11 protein-coding genes are annotated in these 18961 nt (G+C 44.8%); 7 read left to right on the plus strand and 4 right to left on the minus strand.

The features are described 5' to 3' along the window. Positions 1–76: 76 nt before the first annotated feature. Positions 77–1555, minus strand: coding sequence for a hypothetical protein (locus RB622_RS13970; protein ID WP_308047181.1), 1479 nt, complete (start codon positions 1553–1555; stop codon positions 77–79). A gap of 161 nt (positions 1556–1716) precedes the next feature. Further along, positions 1717–2754, minus strand: a complete 1038-nt coding sequence (gene porQ, locus RB622_RS13975) for a type IX secretion system protein PorQ (RefSeq protein WP_308047182.1) — start codon at positions 2752–2754, stop codon at positions 1717–1719. Between the two features lie 104 nt (positions 2755–2858). Between porQ and RB622_RS13980 the strand changes: the two genes are divergently transcribed. The 7 genes from RB622_RS13980 to RB622_RS14010 all read left to right on the plus strand — a co-directional run bounded on the left by RB622_RS13980 (position 2859) and on the right by RB622_RS14010 (position 13318). Continuing rightward, positions 2859–4418, plus strand: a complete 1560-nt coding sequence (locus tag RB622_RS13980) for an acyl-CoA carboxylase subunit beta (protein ID WP_308047183.1) — start codon at positions 2859–2861, stop codon at positions 4416–4418. A 273-nt stretch (positions 4419–4691) separates the two neighbouring features. Further along, complete coding sequence (locus tag RB622_RS13985) at positions 4692–5564, plus strand: cytochrome c (RefSeq protein ID WP_308047184.1); 873 nt, start codon at positions 4692–4694, stop codon at positions 5562–5564. Positions 5565–5664: 100 nt separating this feature from the next. Further along, positions 5665–6672 (plus strand): ScyD/ScyE family protein, encoded by a 1008-nt coding sequence (locus tag RB622_RS13990; RefSeq protein ID WP_308047185.1) that lies wholly within the window; start codon positions 5665–5667, stop codon positions 6670–6672. A 310-nt stretch (positions 6673–6982) separates the two neighbouring features. Continuing rightward, the gene (locus RB622_RS13995; protein WP_308047186.1) at positions 6983–8257 is read left to right on the plus strand and encodes a Gfo/Idh/MocA family oxidoreductase; all 1275 of its coding nucleotides are present in this window, start codon (positions 6983–6985) and stop codon (positions 8255–8257) included. An 81-nt stretch (positions 8258–8338) separates the two neighbouring features. Next, positions 8339–11788 carry a family 16 glycoside hydrolase gene (locus RB622_RS14000; protein ID WP_308047187.1) on the plus strand — a complete coding sequence of 1150 codons (3450 nt, stop codon included), beginning with the start codon at positions 8339–8341 and terminating at the stop codon, positions 11786–11788. A 147-nt stretch (positions 11789–11935) separates the two neighbouring features. Then, a complete protein-coding gene (locus RB622_RS14005; RefSeq protein ID WP_308047188.1) occupies positions 11936–12769 on the plus strand; it encodes an ATP/GTP-binding protein in 834 nt (277 codons plus the stop codon). 45 nt (positions 12770–12814) lie between these two features. Then, entirely contained in the window at positions 12815–13318 is a 504-nt protein-coding gene (locus tag RB622_RS14010; RefSeq protein ID WP_308047189.1) for an RNA-binding protein, read from the plus strand. 1692 nt (positions 13319–15010) lie between these two features. Here the strand turns inward: RB622_RS14010 and RB622_RS14015 are convergent. Both RB622_RS14015 and mutS read right to left on the minus strand, forming a co-directional pair. Beyond that, on the minus strand, positions 15011–16201 hold the full coding sequence (locus tag RB622_RS14015) for a nucleoside permease (protein ID WP_308047190.1): 1191 nt from the start codon (positions 16199–16201) through the stop codon (positions 15011–15013). 54 nt (positions 16202–16255) lie between these two features. After that, a complete protein-coding gene (gene mutS / locus RB622_RS14020; protein ID WP_308047191.1) occupies positions 16256–18877 on the minus strand; it encodes a DNA mismatch repair protein MutS in 2622 nt (873 codons plus the stop codon). Between the last annotated feature and the right edge of the window lie 84 nt (positions 18878–18961).

The following is an 18961-nucleotide window of genomic DNA, read 5'->3' on the forward strand; positions in this document are numbered from 1 at the left end:
GAAAAGCAGATGATAATTCATGCAAAAAACGCCTGACAGGAATTTTGCACCCGCCAGGCGTTTTGGAAATATTAAATTAACGAGGTAAACCTTCGATCAGGATCAGCTGACTAGCCTGGTCTTCGGACTTGCGCACCGAACCGCCGTCAACGCCTTTATATCTTGCTCCTCTCCATGTATGCGCTTGTATGCCCAGCATGAACGTATTCGGACGGCCCGTCACATCAGACACGTCGATCATACCACTGCTTTCCCACGAACCCAGTTTTGACGTACCACCAACATTGTATTTTGCAGCATCCGCTTCTGTTCTGCGGTGATCGATTTCGATAACCGGTGTCAACTGTCTCGTATTCAGGTTAAACTGATAAACATAACCGTCATGTTTTTCATCACCATAGCCATTCGGATCTTCCATGATATACACGTAATTTGTTGTAACACAAACGTTATCCGGATCCTGGAAAGTTTTAGCAATACCTGTACGATCATCGCCATCCAGCAAAACTTCAAGTTTACCTTTTGTCGGATCTTTTTCATCCATCACCAAACGGTAAACGCGGCCATATTTCGAACGGGAATAGTCTGCATTTGCACCTGAGTTATCCTGACCGGTTACCGCGAAAATCACTTCGCGGCCATTTGCTCCACCGCCTTTGCGGTAATCTACATCCTCTACACGGCCAAATTTCATGCCTTTCAAGTCATTTACTTTCGCGTTGATCTGCGCTCCCGTAAGCGTTTTGTGGTTCTCTATTTTAGCAAATTCAACATCGTACATTGAACCTACTTTCATATCCATTTCTTTCTGGTTGTTATCCGTGCGTTTCAGCATATAAAGCAAACCATTGTCAAGATCACCGACCGTGTTTGAAACATACATCGCCAGCTGCCCGCCATTTACGTCCGAATCATCGTCACCGATCATGATAATTGTTTTTCCAGGATATGCTGTTTTAGGCAAAGGAAGCGCATTTTCTGCACTCCATCGGCCCAGTCCGGCCATCTCGCGGGAGATATTCGCCTGGCTTACATTGGCATCAACTTTTAGTGCATGGGTTCTGGATTCCAGTCCGCTTTCACCCGACGTAAGGAAAACCGGGCCAAAACCATGTTCCAGCGGAGTAGCCAGCGTTGCCGAACATAAACGCCAGGTTCCGCCATCCGAATTCAATACATATTCTCCTTTTACCGGCTTGAAAGTCTTGTCCAGTGTGATACGGGAAACTGCAAAATTATCCTCATTGTTGACAAGAATCGTGTAATTTCCATCCGGGTTCTGGAAAAGACCGGCCCCATCGGCGGAACCACCAAAAACAAAATTTGGCGATTGTTCCAACACATCATCACTGCTTAACAACGAATACATTTTAACGCCGCTCGCACCAATACGTCCGTTCGTCGCACCGGGCAGTAATTTTGCCAGAACAGGCGTAACCGAACGGTTTGTTACTGTAATGTCAGGACTATCGGACATGCGGTGGTCCTCACAGCCTGCCAGCAAAAGCAGGCTCAAAAGAGAAGAAGATGATAGTAAAAGTTTTTTGCTCAACATGGTCATGGTGTTTGAATAATTTGCACAAATAAACCCTTTTACCATGTTTTGAATATGAAGCCACTATTACCAGATTATTATAATTAAGATGAGATTAAAAGCTGATTAACAAATCATTAAAGTCCGTTAATGAAGAAAAACCTGGTATAAGAAGCCATACGTTACTGTTTTGCAGTCTTTTTCAAATTCATCACAAGTGACAAAGAGCTGCTCCCGAAACCGGGTGTGTATTGCGCCCGGCCATAGCTGATCTCAAATCGTTTAACCCGAAGCCATGCGCCAAAGGAAAATCCCGCAAGTCCACCGGCCTCATTCAACCTGAGTTCCTGCCTGCGCAAATGATCATAACCTAACAATATTCTGAAATTTTTATGGAGTAACAATTCGGCACCCAAAGACACGTGGCGCCCTAACTTCTCGGCAATTCCCACTTTACGGGGAGTTCGGGCACCGCTTAAATCGTAGGTAAAAAAAAGGTTCGGATCGTTGTAAACCATATCAAAACGGTTCAGATGATGGATGGTTACCGAAAACCGAATTGGCATGTACTTAGGCTTAAATGTAGTCCCAACCCGGAGGTCCACCGGCAGGATCGGGTCATTAGCCCCGACAAAATTTTGTCTTAAAAAACCGAGATTTTTAACAACAAAACCAACGGTAAAATCCTCCTTTGGATGCTTGAAAACACCTCCCCAGTCAACCGCCAAACCCCAAACATGATAAGATTCAATGGAAGAACCGGCCACTTTCACCGTGCCGCCAAGGGTAAAAGCACCAATGGTTTGCCCATAACCGACCGATAAACCATAATCCGCCGCCCTGAATTCTCCGATCACGTTACCAATGTCATCGGTTTCGGTCATGTTGCCATAATTAAGATATTGCAATCCTACGCCCCAGGTTCCTCCCGTACGCTTTACGCCGTTGGCATAGGCAAGATTCAAAAATTTGGTATCGGCCAGGTAAGGCATCAGATTCAATGAAACCTGATCCTCTTTTGTGGAATCCAGTAGTGCAGGATTTTGTAAAAACAGAGCCGGATCGTTACCGGCAATGGTCATATGGTTCGCTCCCAGCGCCGTACTTTTTGCCTGCGCCGGAAGTTGCAGAAAATTGAGTCCGCTCCTTCCGCCGGTTGTTTGTGCCGTAACTTTTACCTGAACAAGGCAAAGAATCACCATCCAAAAAGTAAAGCGCATACCATTCTGCCTCATAGAAATGCAAAAATTTCCCGATTCCGTTAAAATGACATTATATTTATGAATCTGTTTAATAACAAATGTAACTATATCGTCCGTATTACATGGAATCAAGATTTGCCGCGACTTCGAAAAAAGACCTTTTAGATAAAAAAAATGCAGAAGCTGACCTTGGGGGAGGCGAAAAAAGGATTAAAACCCAACATGCAAAAGGAAAACTTACCGCGCGCGAACGAGTTTTGATTTTACTGGACGAAGGTTCTTTTGAAGAAATAGGCAAATTTGTCATGCACAGAAGCCGGGATTTCGGGCTGGATAAGGAACATTATCTGGGCGATGGCGTGGTGACGGGATATGGTACAATCAACGGCAGACTGGTTTATGTGTTTGCACAGGATTTTACCATTTTCGGTGGGTCGCTTTCTGAAACACACGCCGAAAAAATCTGCAAGATCATGGATCTGGCGATGAAAAACGGGGCGCCGGTTATCGGTTTAAATGACTCAGGCGGTGCACGTATTCAGGAAGGTGTGCTTTCGCTGGCGGGTTATGCCGACATCTTTTATAAAAACACGCTGGCTTCCGGCGTTATTCCACAAATTTCTGCCATCATGGGCCCCTGTGCCGGCGGCGCAGTTTATTCTCCGGCCATTACGGATTTTATTCTGATGGTCGAAAACAGCAGTTATATGTTTGTGACCGGACCTAATGTGGTCAAAACGGTTACGCATGAAGACGTAACTTCCGAGGAACTGGGCGGAGCCATGACGCATGCAACCAAATCCGGTGTGACGCATTTTGTAGCGCCCAACGAAGTGGAATGTTTGTTATACATCAAAAAATTGTTGCGTTATCTTCCGCAAAACTGCGAAGATGACGCACCCCGTCTGCCCTATCATCCTGCCAACGAATCCAGGCCGGTACTCAACAACATCATTCCCGAAAATCCGAACCAGCCTTATGACATTCGTGAGGTTATCGAAGAGCTCGCGGATAGCGATACGTTCTTTGAAGTGCATAAACATTTCGCTGAAAATATCGTCGTCGGTTTTGCGCGTATTGCCGGAAGAAGTATTGGTGTTGTGGCGAATCAGCCTGCCGTACTGGCGGGTGTTCTGGACATCAATGCGAGTCAGAAAGCGGCACGGTTTGTCCGGTTTTGCGATTGTTTTAATATCCCCTTGCTCGTATTGGAAGATGTCCCCGGATTTTTGCCAGGTACCGATCAGGAATGGAATGGTATTATTACCAACGGAGCTAAATTGCTTTTTGCGTTTTGCGAGGCAACTGTCCCGCGTATTACCGTCATTACCCGCAAGGCCTATGGAGGCGCCTATGACGTGATGAACTCCAAACACATTGGCGCCGATATGAATTTTGCCTGGCCAACCGCAGAAATCGCCGTGATGGGCGCCAGTGGCGCAGCTGAGATCATTTTCAAAAGAGAAATTGCCGAAGCAGAAAATCCGGCCGAAAAGTTGCAGGAGAAAATAGAAGAGTACACGAGGAAATTCGCAAACCCGTACCGGGCAGCGCATCGCGGCTATGTTGATGAAGTAATTTACCCTGAACAAACCCGGGAAAAGCTGATCCGCGCCTTCGCGATGCTTGAAAATAAGGTAGCCACCCTGCCAAGAAAAAAACACGGTAATATCCCGTTGTAAAATCACTTTTCAACTTTATTCCATCCAAACATACTGCCCCTGAATATGTTTATCAGAAAGCACTGATAAGTATATTCAGGGCACAACCGTTTACTCAAATCCGTTACCATTCGATAAAATTCAGTTGACTGATTATCAGACACATTATAACTTTATCACTAAGTTAAATCTGCTACGTTATTCTCTACAAAAAACCGCCACGGCACCTGCAAATGCTTTGTAAAAAGCCCAAGCAAGGCGTTAGCTATTGATTTACATTTAAAGTGTACAGCTATGATCAGAAAAATACTGAAATGGACCGGTATTACGTTAGGTAGTATTTTGGTTCTGCTGGGGATTGCTTATCTCTATGTTTATTACAGCACAGAAGCCCGAGCCGACAAAGTCTATGAAGCAAAACTTCAGAAAATAACCATCCCGGACGATAGCCTTTCCCGCTCAAAAGGCGAACATATTGCAGAGATTCGCGGCTGTAAGGGATGTCATGGACATGACCTTTCCGGTGGCCGTGCTTTCGCCGATGAACAATCACCGATCGGCATCTTGTACAGCGCCAACATTACTTCCGGTAAGGGCGGCATCCAATATGACGATGAAGACTGGATCCGGGCTTTACGCCACGGCCTGGGAAAAGACAACCGTTCCCTCTGGTTTATGCCTTCCCATGAAATTTACCAGATTTCAAATCAGGATATGGCCTGTCTGATCAGTTATGTAAAAACCCGCCCGCCGGTTGATAAGGCCAATCATAAAAAATCTTTGAAACCATTGGGCCGGATATTGACATTTCTGGGAGAATTCCCGCTTTTCCCAGCTGAAAAAATTGACCACAATGCCGTTTATCCCGATGTTGTGACTGCCAGTACAGCGCCAGAATATGGCAAATACCTGACGTTGACCTGTAAAGGATGTCACGGTGATAATTTTAAAGGAGCACCGGCCCATAACCCTGATGAACCGCCAATTCCAAATATAAGCTCCACCGCCAATCTCGGAAAATGGACAGAAGCAGGCTTTATCAAGACTTTACGTACCGGTAAAACACCCGAAGGCCGGCAGTTGAGCGACGCGATGCCCTGGCGGGAGTTCACCTACACCGATAATGAGCTGAAAGCGGTTTATGCCTACCTGCATCAGCTCCCCTGATGACCGAATAATAACAATATTACATCGTCTTTCGACGAGAGCAATTTGTTTATTAATATCGCGTAATACTTTGCTTATCAACGACATAAATATTACCATTATGAAAGCATCATTTCTATTAATGCTCACCCTTCTGTTACTGATTTTTACCGCCGGATGTACCGATCACGCGATTATCGAGGATCCGCTGCAATTCAAATCCGCTGAGTTTTCAAGCGGTCTTATGGCACCGTTGGGAATAACCCAGGGGGCAAACAACTATTTATGGGTGACCGAACAAGGAACCGGACAGGGAAATTCCGGAAGAGTTTCGGTGATTACGCCTGATGGAAAAATCTGGCCTGCCATCACGGGTTTTAAATCCGACATCAGTCCTGAGCAAACGCCAAGCGGCCTTACCCATTTGAGCTACAAGGATGGAAAACTTTACATTCTGCACGGTGTATTGGGCAAATTGTTTATTGCCGATGTATCTAATTTTAAACCGGGCGTAACGCCTGCAATGGATGCCGCTGCTTTACCTAATGAGACCATTAATCTGTTTGTGTTGGGTTCAGCTTTCAAGGTGCACAAACACGAGTCCAATATTTATAACCTGACCTGGGGACCAAACGGCGATCTTTACATAACGGACGCTGCCGCCAACGCCATCGTAAAGCGCAGTCCGGATAAGTCGCTGGCTATTTTTGCCGAATTCCCGCCTTACGACAATCAGGGACAAAAAGTTGATTTCGTACCAACCGGTATCGTGTATGACGGGACAAAATTTCTGGTATCTTCCCTGAGCGGATTTCCTTTCGTTCCCGGTCTGGCAACGATTCAGCAGGTTGACAAAGCTGGCAATGTATCACTTTACAAAAGCGGATTTACCACCCTGGTTGACATTGTACTGACCCCTACCAATAAACCTTTGGTGCTTTCATTCGCTCAGTTTTCTTTTTCCCCTCCCCCTCCGGGTTTTGTACCTAATACCGGTAAAATTTCCAATGAAGATGGAACCACAATCATGGACGGCATCATGATGGCAACCGATATAGAACGTACTGACGATAAAACGTATGTTGTTTTATCGATGGCACTCGGAAAAATTTTCAAGCTGACTTATTGATAAAATACAACAAGCCGGTCAAAACCAAAAGCGTGGTCTTTTAATAAAGGCTACGCTTTTGTTGTTCATTGCGTGAATGTATTTGTTCGGTCATTTTTCGGATCACCCGGATACATGCCATATTCCTGTGCGTGATCAGCTGCTGAAATACTTATCCAAATAATTGTCGGATAAGAAGTTAAATTGAAATATTATCCCGAATCACATAACTCCCTTTGTTACATTCTAAATAATGTCATAATTTCACACGTATTTAGTAATATTATTTACAATCCTATACTTTTCAATTTCCTAAATTATCCCTTAACTAATGAAAGAAAAGAAAGGCACTTCTTCGTCCAGGCGTAACTTTATCAAAGGTTCGCTGGCGACGTTCGTCACATTTTCCATCGTACCCCGCCACGTATTAGGCAAAGGCTTTATTGCGCCCAGCGACCAGCTTACCAAAGCCATTGTGGGCGTAGGTTCCATGGGCCGCGGCCACATTCCTTATGCCGGCACCAAGGTAGTAGCACTTTGCGATGTTGACAAAACCCATCTTCAAAAAGCCGTTGACCTGGTAGACAAAGGGGTAAAAACCTTTTCAGACTACCGCGAATTAATCCAATTACCGGAAGTTGATATCGTTCACGTAGCGACTCCGCCGCACTGGCACGGAATCATCGCCGCCGATGCGGCACGTGCAGGGAAAGATGTATGGTGTGAAAAACCAATGACCCGGACAATCGGCGAAGGAAAACGTTTGGTAGAAGCAGTTCAGCAGCACGGAAGAATTTTCCGTCTGAATACCTGGTTCCGTTTTGAGGATAATTTTTATGGTATGAAAACAACCGTGAAGCCAATCAAAAAATTGGTTCAGAGCGGATTGTTGGGATGGCCGTTGAAAGTGACGGTGAGCAAGCATACCGGTTTCGACTGGAAGTTTTACTGGGTTGGAAAAACGGTTAACGAGCCTCAGCCTGTTCCGGCCGAACTTGACTACGACATGTGGCTCGGACCAGCACCGTACAAACCATACAGCGCACACCGCGTTCACCAGACTTTCCGGGGTTATTGGGATTATGATGGAGGCGGATTGGGTGATATGGGACAACATTATATTGACCCGATCCAGTATTTTCTTGGTAAAGACGATACCAGCCCGGTAAGTGTTGAAGTGGATGCACCGCAGCAGCACTCGGAAGCCGTTGGCACGTGGAGACGTATCACATATACCTACGCCGATGGCTGCCAGATCGTGCTGGATGGTGAGGCAAAAGATGAAAACGTTGCTTATATCGAGGGACCTAAAGGCAAACTTTATCCTAATTTCCGTTCGGATATTCAGGATCTTGAAAAGAAACTGGCTGCCTTCCCGGACCCTGAGCCGCAGGTTACAGATTTTGTTGAAGCGGTAAAAAGCCGTCAGAAATTTGCATTGAATGAAGAAAACGGACACCGTTCATGTACATTGGTGAACATGGGACTGATCGCGCTTCGTTTGGGCCGCTCGTTGAAATTTGATCCTGTCAAGCAAGAATTTATCGACGACGAAGGCGCAAACCGTCTGATCGACCAGCCTATGCGTGGACCCTGGACCATGTAAATATCATGGACGTAAAAATCTCCTAACCGGACCAACGGCGAAGAGAAAATCCAAAACCGTTTCATTCATTTAAAATAAATCATGAAAAAAATTATATATGCGCTGCTTGCTTGCTGTATGCTGAATACGGGTGCAATGGCTCAATTGGATAAAAACAGAACCTTATCAACCCGGATTGCCGACTTACTGGCACAGCTGCCGGCTGATAATGCAACACAGTTAAAGAAAAACATGGACGAGCTGGGCGAACTTGGGAAACCAGGTCTGGTTCAGATTGCGACGATGCTGGCTGCACCGGGCAAAGGAGACGATACCAAAGTTCAATATGCTTTGGCTGGTTTTACTTACTATACTGCACAAGCCGGAAAAGAAGCATGGCGTAAAACGGCCGCCGAAGCTTATGTGGAAGCTTTATCAAAAGTAGAAGCATCGGAAAACAAACAATTTTTGATTTATCAGCTGCAAACGATTGGTAAAGACGAAGCTGTACCGGCATTGGCCACTTTTCTGACGGACGAAAAATTATCAGGACCAGCGGCAAGAACATTGGCAAGAATAGGATCAGAGGCTGCCGGAAAGGCATTGCTGCAAGGTTTGACCAATGCAAAAGGTAATCCTCAGATTTCAATTACCGAAGCACTGGGTGCTAGCCGCTATAAAGATGCTGCCTCAGCGATTGAAAAAACGGCTGCAAGCGAAGCGCTGAACCTGCGTAAAGTAAGTTTATTCGCGCTTTCTGAAATCGGCGTACCTTCTTCGGAAGCGATATTGGCTGCTGCTGCTAAAAAAGCCAGTTATGGTTACGATGAAGCTAATTCGACTGCGGCCTATCTGAATTACTTGTCCCGTTTGTCATTAACAGGCAATGCGCCCATTGCAGAAAAAGCTGCGCTGGCACTTACAACAACGCTGGTAGATCCGAAACAAACGGACACCCGTTCTTCTGCTTTGAAAATTTATGCAGACAGCAAAAAACGTGAAAGTGTTCCTGTTTTGGTAAAAGCAATGGAAAGTACAGATGCTGAGTATCGCGCTGCGGCTCTGAAACTGGGTCAAAAATACACGATGGCGGACGGAACCACACCTTGGTTGAACGCTTTGAAAAAAGCAAAACCGGAAGTTCAGTCTGAAATTATTTACATGCTTGGACGTACTGAGTCAAAAGACGCTTTGCCAGCGGTTACCAAATCTTTGGCATCAAAAGATTCAAAAGTAAAAGCGGCTGCGATTTGGGCTGTCGGAAAAATTGGCGGTGAGAGCAGTTTGCCTGCATTGCTTCCAATACTGAAAAAAGGAACTTCGGACGAAATCAAATCCGTTAAAAATACGCTTCTGACTTTGAAAGGAAATACTGTGGTGGATCAGCTTGCTACCGCATTGCCTGCTTTGCCTGCAACGGCTCAACCTGCCGTTATTGATGTGTTGGCTGCAAGAGCTGCAAGTGCTAAAATGAGTACTGTTTCGGCGTTGCTGACCAGTGCAAATCCGGAAGTAAAATCGGCGGCTTTCAGCGCTTTGAAATCATTGGCTACTTCAAATGATTTGCCTCAGTTGTTTACACTTTTAAACGCTGTAAGCAATGCTGATGAAGTTTCTGCCGTTCAGAAAGCCGTGATCACGGGTGTAAAAGGTTCCGGAAATACTTCTGCCCAGAGCGACCTGATCCTGAAACAAATCACGACTTCTCCTGCCGATAAACAATCACGCTATCTTGCGGTTTTGGCAAGTATCGGTGGCACCAAAGCTTTAACTTCTGTTGTTGCTTCGTACAATTCGGGCGATGCGGTTTCTAAAAAAGCGGCCATCGCTGCACTTTCCAACTGGACGGATGCAAGCGCTGCCAATGAACTTTTGGCGATTGCCAAGAAATCAACGGATTCAGAGGATTTCAATCTTGCTTTAACGGGTTATGTGTCAGGCATTACAAAATCGCCTAAAACACCGGTTAATAAGGTTTTGATGTTGCACAACGCGCTTGACATTGCAAAAACGGATGCGCAAAAGGAATTGATATTGAAAGAATTGCCAAAATATAAAACCTTTGGCGCTTTGCTTCTGGCTGGTAAGTATCTTGATGCAACCGGTGCTGTGCAGCAAGCTGCGGCACAGGCTGTGATGAGTGTTGGCCTGGCCAATAAAAATTTTACGGGTGAAGAAGTTCGTTCATTGCTAACAAAAACCTCAGCGGCACTTAAGGGCCAGGACAGCGAGTACCAGAAGGAATCAATTCGGAAGCATTTATCCGAAATGCCAGCTGGCGAGGGATTTGTTTCTTTGTTCAACGGAAAAGATCTTTCAGGCTGGAAGGGTTTGGTAGAAAACCCGATTGCGCGCGGCAAAATGAACGCCGACACTTTGGCTGCCAAACAGAAAAAAGCGGATGACGTAATGCGTTCCGGCTGGGCCGCTAAAAATGGCGAGCTGGTTTTCTCAGGACACGGCGATAACCTTTGTACGGTAAAACAATACGGAGATTTCGAAATGTTTGTCGACTGGAAAATTGAATCAAAAGGTGATGCCGGCATCTATCTTCGCGGAACACCGCAGGTGCAGATCTGGGATACTTCGCGTGTGGAAGTGGGTGCGCAGGTAGGTTCAGGTGGTTTGTATAACAATACAAAAAATCCTAAAAACCCGACCAAACTTGCTGACAACGCCATCGGTGACTGGAATAATTTCCACATTACCATGATCGGTGACCGTGTGACGGTTGAGCTAAACGGAGAAAAAGTAGTAGACAATGTAATTCTTGAAAACTACTGGGACCGTAAACTGCCGATTTTTGTGAAAGAGCAATTGGAATTGCAGGCGCATGGCAATATCATTTATTACCGTAATGTCTATGTCCGCGAAATCGCTCGTCCTGAGCCGTTTGTTCTATCAGAAGAAGAAAAGAAAGAAGGTTATAAAATCCTTTTCGACGGTACCAACATGCACGAATGGGCTGGTAATACAACCGACTACACGAGCAAAAACGGCGAAATGGTATTGAATCCAAACGGCGGAGGAAAGGGCAATCTTTACTCAAAAGACGAATATAGCGACTTCGTTTTCCGTTTTGAATTTCAACTTACGCCGGGAGCTAACAACGGTTTGGGTATCCGTACACCGATGCAGGGCGACGCGGCTTATGTAGGCACTGAAATTCAGATTTTGGACAACGATGCCGACATCTATAAAGATTTGAAAGAATACCAGTACCATGGTTCGGCTTATGGAATTCTTCCTGCGAAACGCGGATATTTGAAACCATTGGGTGAATGGAACTACGAAGAAGTTTATCTGAAAGGTTCTAAAATCAAGGTGACACTGAACGGAACCGTAATCCTGGAAGGCGATCTTGCAGAAGCGAGTAAAAACGGAACAGCGGACCACCGTGAACATCCTGGCTTGAAAAATACCTCAGGATATCTGGGCTTCCTTGGACACGGATCTCCATTAAAATTCAGAAATATTCGTATCAAAGACTTAACGAAAGTGGTTGAGGAACCTGCTGCAACCAGCAAGAAAAAAGCCAAAAAGAAGAAGTAGTACTCTTTTTGCAAAAAATTTAAAAAAGTCCGGTTCTTTCTGACCGGACTTTTTTTGTGTTTTTTTATTTAGCTTTGGTATAACAATTTCAGGTATCAGTTAATACACCTATCTATTTTCCCTAACGCTAACCAAAACAAAGGCCGGATGAAAACCAAAAACATTTTATTAACTGCATTATTAGCGACCTCAGCTGCTTTAACGGCACAGGCTCAAAATTCATTGACGCAAATTTGGGCAACAGAAGCCACAATCCCCGTCCCTGAATCTGTGTTTTACAGCGCAAAGGATAAAATGCTTTATGTAGCTCAAATTGACGGAAAAGGCGGCGAAAAGGATGGAAAAGGCGGAATCGGAAAAGTAGGACTGGATGGAAAAATTGTTGATTTAAACTGGGTATCGGGACTTAATGCGCCGAAAGGAATGGGCAAGTTAGGCTCTAAATTTTATGTTGCCGATATTACGGATATCGTAGAAATTGATTTTAAAACCGGAAAAATTTTAAAGAAATATCCGGTTGAAGGATCCAAATTCTTAAATGACCTGACGATTGATGCGAAGGGAAACATTTACGTGTCTGACTCCGATCAGCATAAAGTTCATTTATTAAAAGACGGTAAAATTTCTACCTATTACGAAGCACTGACGCGCCCAAACGGGTTATTGGCAGTTGGCTCGGATTTGCTGATTCTCGACAGCGGATCATTGATCAAACTGGATGCGAACAAGAAGCCAACGACAATTGCTGAGGGTATGGACAAAAGCACGGATGGTATCGAGCAGGTGAAACCAGGCGAGTATGTGGTGTCTTCCTGGGCTGGTGCCGTTTACTATGTAAAATCGGACGGATCGAAAGAATTGATACTGGATACACGCCCTGCGACGAGCAACACAGCGGATATTGGCTATGACCCGGTAAAAAAGATTGTATATATACCAACATTTTTCAAAAATAGTGTGGTAGCATATCAGTTAAAATAAATATATTTAACAGAACAAAACAAAATTAAAAAAACAGGCATTTCTATGGACATTTTTGTTGGGAGTCTTTCTTTTAAGTTAAAGGAAAGCGAGTTGCGTGAAGCTTTTGAGAAATTTGGTGAAGTAAGCTCCGCAAAAATCATTATTGACAAAATTACACGTCAAAGCAAGGGATTTGGGTTTGTAGAAATGCCTGATGAGGAACAGGCTAAACTAGCCATAAGTGAGTTGAACGGGGTTGAAATGTACGGTAGACCTTTAGTTGTTAACGAATCACAGAAAAAAGAAAGAACACCCGGCGATCAGCCAAGAACAAATAGTGGCGGAGGTGACAGGAGTTCCAGCTTTGGAAGAAACAAACCTGCCGGTGGTGGTTACAGCGGCGGCGGATATAGCGGAGGAGGAAACAGCGGTGGCGGTTACGGAGGAGGCAATAGCGGCTACGGCGGCAAGCCAAAATCTGACTACGGTCGTGGCGGCCGAGATGGCGACTACAAAAAGGGCGGCGGATCCAAAAGAGGTGATTCCAGAGACCGAGATGATTGGTGAGAAGTTTTCGAAAATAGCTAATGCTTTAAAGATAAATTAATAACGGAAAAGGCCATGGAGTTAGCTTCGTGGCCTTTTCAGTAAAATATAGAATTTGCTGCTGTTAGCCGTAGCCTGGAGACTCCCCCTCCAAAACGAGTTGTACCAACATTGCTACTCCAAATCCCGCTCCGTAGGAGCATCCTGTTTATAGCAAAAAGAGTCTAATGTGAATATCTTCGCTCCGTAGGCGCGTCCTGAATATTTTTAAACTGCCACTCGTAAAGGATCGGAGACTCCGATGGAGTCGGGAAATTTAAACATATAAACTGGTTATAAACAGGGTACGGCTACGCCGTCAGGCAAAACTAATATCTGTCCTGAAACATTGGATGATGTTAGATGTGGTCGGGAGACTCCCCTTGCAAAACAAGTTATACCCAACATTGCTACTCAAAATCCCGCTCCGTAGGAGCATCCTGTTTATAGCAAAATGAGTCTAATGTAAATTTTCGCTCCGTAGGCGCGTCCTGAATATTTTTAAACTGCCACTCGTAAAGGATCGGAGACTCCGATGGAGTCGGGAAATATAAACATAAACCTGGCTATAACAGGGTACGGCTACGTCGTCAGGCAAAACTAATATCTGTCCTGAAACATTGGATGATGTTAGAGGTGGTCGGGAGACTCCCCTTGCAAAACAAGTTATACCCAACATTGCTACTCAAAACCTCGCTCCGCAGGAGCATCCTGTTTATAGCAAAATGAGTCTAACCTGAGTATCCCCGCTCCGTAGGCGCGTCCTGAATATTTTTAAACTGCCACTCGTAAAGGATCGGAGACTCCGATGGAGTCGGGAAATATAAACATAAACCTGGCTATAACAGGGTACGGCTACGTCGTCAGGCAAAACTAATATCTGTCCTGAAACATTGGATGATGTTAGAGGTGGTCGGGAGACTCCCCTTGCAAAACAAGTTATACCCAACATTGCTACTCAAAACCTCGCTCCGCAGGAGCATCCTGTTTATAGCAAAATGAGTCTAACCTGAGTATCCCCGCTCTGTAGGCGCGTCCTGAATATTTTTAAACTGCCACTCGTAAAGGATCGGAGACTCCGATGGAGTCGGGAAATTTAAACATATAAACTGGCTATAAACAGGGTACGGCTACGCCGTCAGGCAAAACTAATATCTGTCCTGAAACATTGGATGATGTTAGATGTGGTCGGGAGACTCCCCTTGCAAAACAAGTTATACCCAACATTGCTACTCAAAATCCCGCTCCGTAGGAGCATCCTGTTTATAGCAAAATGAGTCTAATGTAAATTTTCGCTCCGTAGGCGCGTCCTGAATATTTTTAAACTGCCACTCGTAAAGGATCGGAGACTCCGATGAAGTCGGGAAATTTAAACATATAAACTGGCTATCAACAGGGTACGGCTACGCCGTCAGGCAAAGCAACATAATATCTATCCTTAGAGATTGGATGATGTTAGAGGTGGTCGGGAGACTATATCCCCCGCGAAACAGACTATGTCTGACAAAAAAACGACGATTAGATTACGTCCAACGAACAATTTATGATATCGTTCCTATAAAAAACAGAGAAGCCGCAAATCAACTTTGCGACCTCTCTGTCTTTTTACTTTTGCTTAAATCCGGAGCGGTATTCCCAAAAATGAAATAAACTTCCGGAACATCAATATTCCTTTTACGCCTCCGCTTTAACTTTGTTATCCTGGAAGAAAAGTATAAACAATACAAGAACTACCCCGGCTATACCCGCTGGTACCATCCAGATGCTTGTCCAGTTTTTTATGCCCTCTACGGTATACATATCTGCCACGATACCGGCAATCCAGGAACCAATACCCATACCGATACCGTACGTTGCGATGGCAATCAAACCTTGTGCGGATGAACGATATTTATCTCCTGCTTTGCTATCCGTATAAATTTGTCCGGTAACAAAAAAGAAATCATAACAAACACCGTGTAAAACGATTGCCATATACAATAACCATTCGCTTGAAGCATCGCCGTAACCAAAGCCCACAAAACGGACAATCCAGGCAATAAGTCCCACAATAAGCATCCATTTCACGCCCAAACGAGAGAACGCCAGCGGGATAAGCAACATAAACACAACCTCGGAAGCCTGCCCAAGTGACATTTTGTTCTCAACATTGGTCATTCCGGAATCCGTAAGAGACGGGTTGGCCATCGCATAATAAAATGACAAAGGAATACAGATCAGCAACGACGAAATAAAGAAAATAGCGAAAGAACGGTCTTTAAAAAGCTTAAAAGCATCCAGACCTAGAATCGCAGAGAAAGAAGTATTCGTACTTGGCTTCGGAGGCGTGTTGGGAAGGAAAAAAGAATAAACGCCCAAAATAGCGGCGGTAATCATCGAAATTTCAAAAATCCTTACGCTGTTACCCAAGCCATAATAACCGATAATATTGGAAACCACAATCCATGCAACCGTTCCCATTACCCGAATGGTTGGAAAATCTTTTTCCGAATCCTTTACGTGAGACATCGCAATGGAAGTCGTCAATGCCATGGTTGGCGCAAAAGTGATACAATAGGCCAGAATCACCCAAAAGAAGGTATCTGCATCCTTAACACCTGTAAGGACGTATAACAACACGGCACCGGCCAAACTTAAAATGCCCAAAACCTTCTGAGCAGCGAAGTACCTGTCCGCAATTAAACCCACAAAAAACGGTGCAATAATCATCGCGATTGAAAATGCCGCATACGCACTACCCACCTGTACGCCCGTGGCATGCAGCTCACTAAACATGTACTTACTCATTTGGCCATACCACGATCCCCATATAAAATAAAGGAGAAACATCATGGCCATTAACTGATAACGCGTCAGATTTTTCATAAAAAAGATTAGGAGTTATTAATACAAAAAGGTGCAGTTAGCACTGCAGGTTTATTATTTTTTTTGAACCATCTTCTGAAACTCGTTTAGTTTCAAAAGTGCTTCAATCGGCGACAAGGTGTTCACATCCAGGATCGACAGACTTTCCTTTAGTTGTTCAAGTCTCGGATCGGCGGGCTCAAAAATGCTCAGTTGAAAGTTATTCTTAGGCATTTCCTTCACCTTTTTATTGTGCTTTTCTGCGACATGATCCTTTTCCAGATGGTGCATAATTTCGCTTGCGCGCAAGACGATCGGCTGAGGCATCCCCGCGATTTGCGCCACATGGATACCAAAACTGTGTGCACTGCCGCCCGGTTTCAGTTTGCGCAGAAATATCACTTTATTGTCAACTTCCTTTACGGCAACATTAAAATTTTTGATGCGCGGGAAGTCGTCAGCAAGCTGATTTAATTCATGATAATGCGTAGCAAAAAGCGTTTTAGGCTTTAACGAAGGCTGATTGTGCAGATATTCCGTGATCGCCCAGGCTATCGAAACACCGTCATACGTGCTCGTACCACGGCCAATTTCATCCATCAAAACCAGACTTCTGTCACTTAAATTGTTGAGAATACTGGCCGTTTCGGTCATTTCGACCATAAACGTACTTTCTCCCCTGCTCAGGTTATCACTCGCCCCTACCCTTGTAAATATTTTGTCAACAATACCCAGTGTGGCAGCGCTGGCGGGCACATAACTTCCCATTTGCGCCATGAGCACGATTAGCGCCGTTTGACGCAACAGGGCAGACTTACCAGCCATGTTGGGCCCGGTAATGATAATGATCTGCTGGGTTTCATTGTCAAGAAAAACGTCGTTGGGGACATAACTTTCTCCCAAAGGCAACTGCTGTTCAATAACGGCATGACGACCGTCCTTGATATCCAGTATCTTGCCATCGTTGATAACCGGCTTGACATAATTATTTTTCCGTGCCGTGGTTGCGAAAGAACCCAGCGCATCCAGAGTAGAAATAACTACCGCGTTTTGCTGGATCGTACCAACATATTCAGCTGCCGTCAGGATAAGTTCTGAGAAAATACGGAATTCGATTGCAGAGATCTTATCCTCTGCATTCAGAATTTTCTCTTCGTATTCTTTCAGTTCAGGCGTTATGTAACGCTCACAGTTTACAAGTGTCTGCTTACGGATCCATTCCTCAGGAACCTTGTTTTTATGCGAATTGGTAACTTCCAGATAATATCCAAAAACCCGGTTATAGGCAATTTTGAGTGAAGGAATACCGGTGCGCTCCATTTCCTCATTTTGCAGTTTTAACAAAAACCCCTTTCCTTCACGGGAAATCGCATGCAGTTCGTCCAGTTCGGCGTCAATACCGCTTTTGATCATACCGCCCTGGTTAATCAGCAACGGCGCATCTTCTCTTAATTGGTTTTCAATTTTGTCAACTAAAAACGTACACAGATTAAGCTGATCAGCATATTTGTTCAAAACCGCATAACTGCTGTCCGTCGAAGAAATCTTACCCAAAATTTCCTTGATAGGTCCGATCTGTTTCAGCGATTTTTTCAACTGTACCATTTCGCGCGGACTGATCCTGCGAACCGCTACTTTTGAAATCAACCGTTCAAGGTCGCCGATCTGTTTAAGATGTTGCGAGATTGATTCGTGAAGTTCATCATTCTGAAGAAAAAACTCAACGGTATTCAATCGCTCCTCAATCGGTAATTTTTCCTTTAAAGGCAACACGACCCAACGCCGCAATAACCGCGCGCCCATCGGCGTCACCGTTTGGTCCAGAATCTGGATTAAGGGCACGCCACCTTCCTGCTGTGGAAAAACGAGCTCAAGGTTACGGACCGTAAACCGGTCTAGCCAGACATACTTTTCCTCTTCCAACCGTGTAACCCGGCTGATATGACTTACTTCCCGGTGTTCCGTTTCTTTTAGATAGTGCAAAATAACACCCGCAGCGACGATTCCCAGGCGCAGGTTTTCAATACCAAAACCTTTTAGCGTGGTGGTATTGAAATGCGTTGTCAGCTGTTCGTAACCGTAGTCATAACCAAAACACCAGTCTTCAAGCTGAAACGTATGAAATTTGCCTCCAAAAAGCTGATTAAATTCCTGCTTGTGTTTTTTACAAAAAAGAACCTCAGACGGTGTAAAACCCTGAAGCATTTTGTCGACATAAGCCGCATTGCCCTGAGAAGTCATGAACTCTCCGGTCGAAATATCAAGAAAGGCAATACCGTATGAATCATCGGCACCGACATGGACCGCCGCCAGATAATTGTTCCTCCGCGTGTCCAGGACATTGTCATTCATGGAAACGCCAGGGGTTACCAGCTCTGTAACGCCACGTTTTACAATACCCTTTGCCTGAGAAGGATCTTCCAGCTGGTCGCAAATCGCGACGCGTTCTCCGGCACGAACCAATTTTGGAAGATAGTTATCCAGTGAATGGTGCGGAAAACCAGCCAGCTCCTCATGCGATCCGCCATTATTACGGCGTGTAAGTACAATACCAAGAATCTTGGATGCGCGAATAGCGTCTTCTCCGAATGTTTCGTAAAAATCGCCAACCCGAAACAGCAGCAATGCACCGGGGTACTTGGCCTTTATCTGATTATACTGTTTATTAAGCGGAGTTTCTTTTTGTTCCTTTGCCAACTAATGATGATTTTGAAAACAGGATAACTACAAAATTAACCCTTCTATCCGGTTTGGCAAGTCCAAATAGTTGTTTTATCAAGT

The organism is Dyadobacter sp. LHD-138 (assembly GCF_030929615.1).
Classification (GTDB): domain Bacteria; phylum Bacteroidota; class Bacteroidia; order Cytophagales; family Spirosomataceae; genus Dyadobacter.

Excerpts from the sequence above, each read along its gene's own strand:
- RB622_RS14005 (WP_308047188.1), top strand. The coding sequence starts at position 11,936 with ATGAAAACCAAAAACATTTTATTAACTGCATTATTAGCGACCTCAGCT.
- RB622_RS13985 (WP_308047184.1), top strand. The coding sequence starts at position 4,692 with ATGATCAGAAAAATACTGAAATGGACCGGTATTACGTTAGGTAGTATT.
- RB622_RS13970 (WP_308047181.1), bottom strand. The coding sequence starts at position 1,555 with ATGTTGAGCAAAAAACTTTTACTATCATCTTCTTCTCTTTTGAGCCTG.
- RB622_RS13980 (WP_308047183.1), top strand. The coding sequence starts at position 2,859 with ATGGAATCAAGATTTGCCGCGACTTCGAAAAAAGACCTTTTAGATAAA.
- RB622_RS13995 (WP_308047186.1), top strand. The coding sequence starts at position 6,983 with ATGAAAGAAAAGAAAGGCACTTCTTCGTCCAGGCGTAACTTTATCAAA.
- RB622_RS14010 (WP_308047189.1), top strand. The coding sequence starts at position 12,815 with ATGGACATTTTTGTTGGGAGTCTTTCTTTTAAGTTAAAGGAAAGCGAG.
- RB622_RS14000 (WP_308047187.1), top strand. The coding sequence starts at position 8,339 with ATGAAAAAAATTATATATGCGCTGCTTGCTTGCTGTATGCTGAATACG.
- porQ (WP_308047182.1), bottom strand. The coding sequence starts at position 2,754 with ATGCGCTTTACTTTTTGGATGGTGATTCTTTGCCTTGTTCAGGTAAAA.
- RB622_RS13990 (WP_308047185.1), top strand. The coding sequence starts at position 5,665 with ATGAAAGCATCATTTCTATTAATGCTCACCCTTCTGTTACTGATTTTT.
- RB622_RS14015 (WP_308047190.1), bottom strand. The coding sequence starts at position 16,201 with ATGAAAAATCTGACGCGTTATCAGTTAATGGCCATGATGTTTCTCCTT.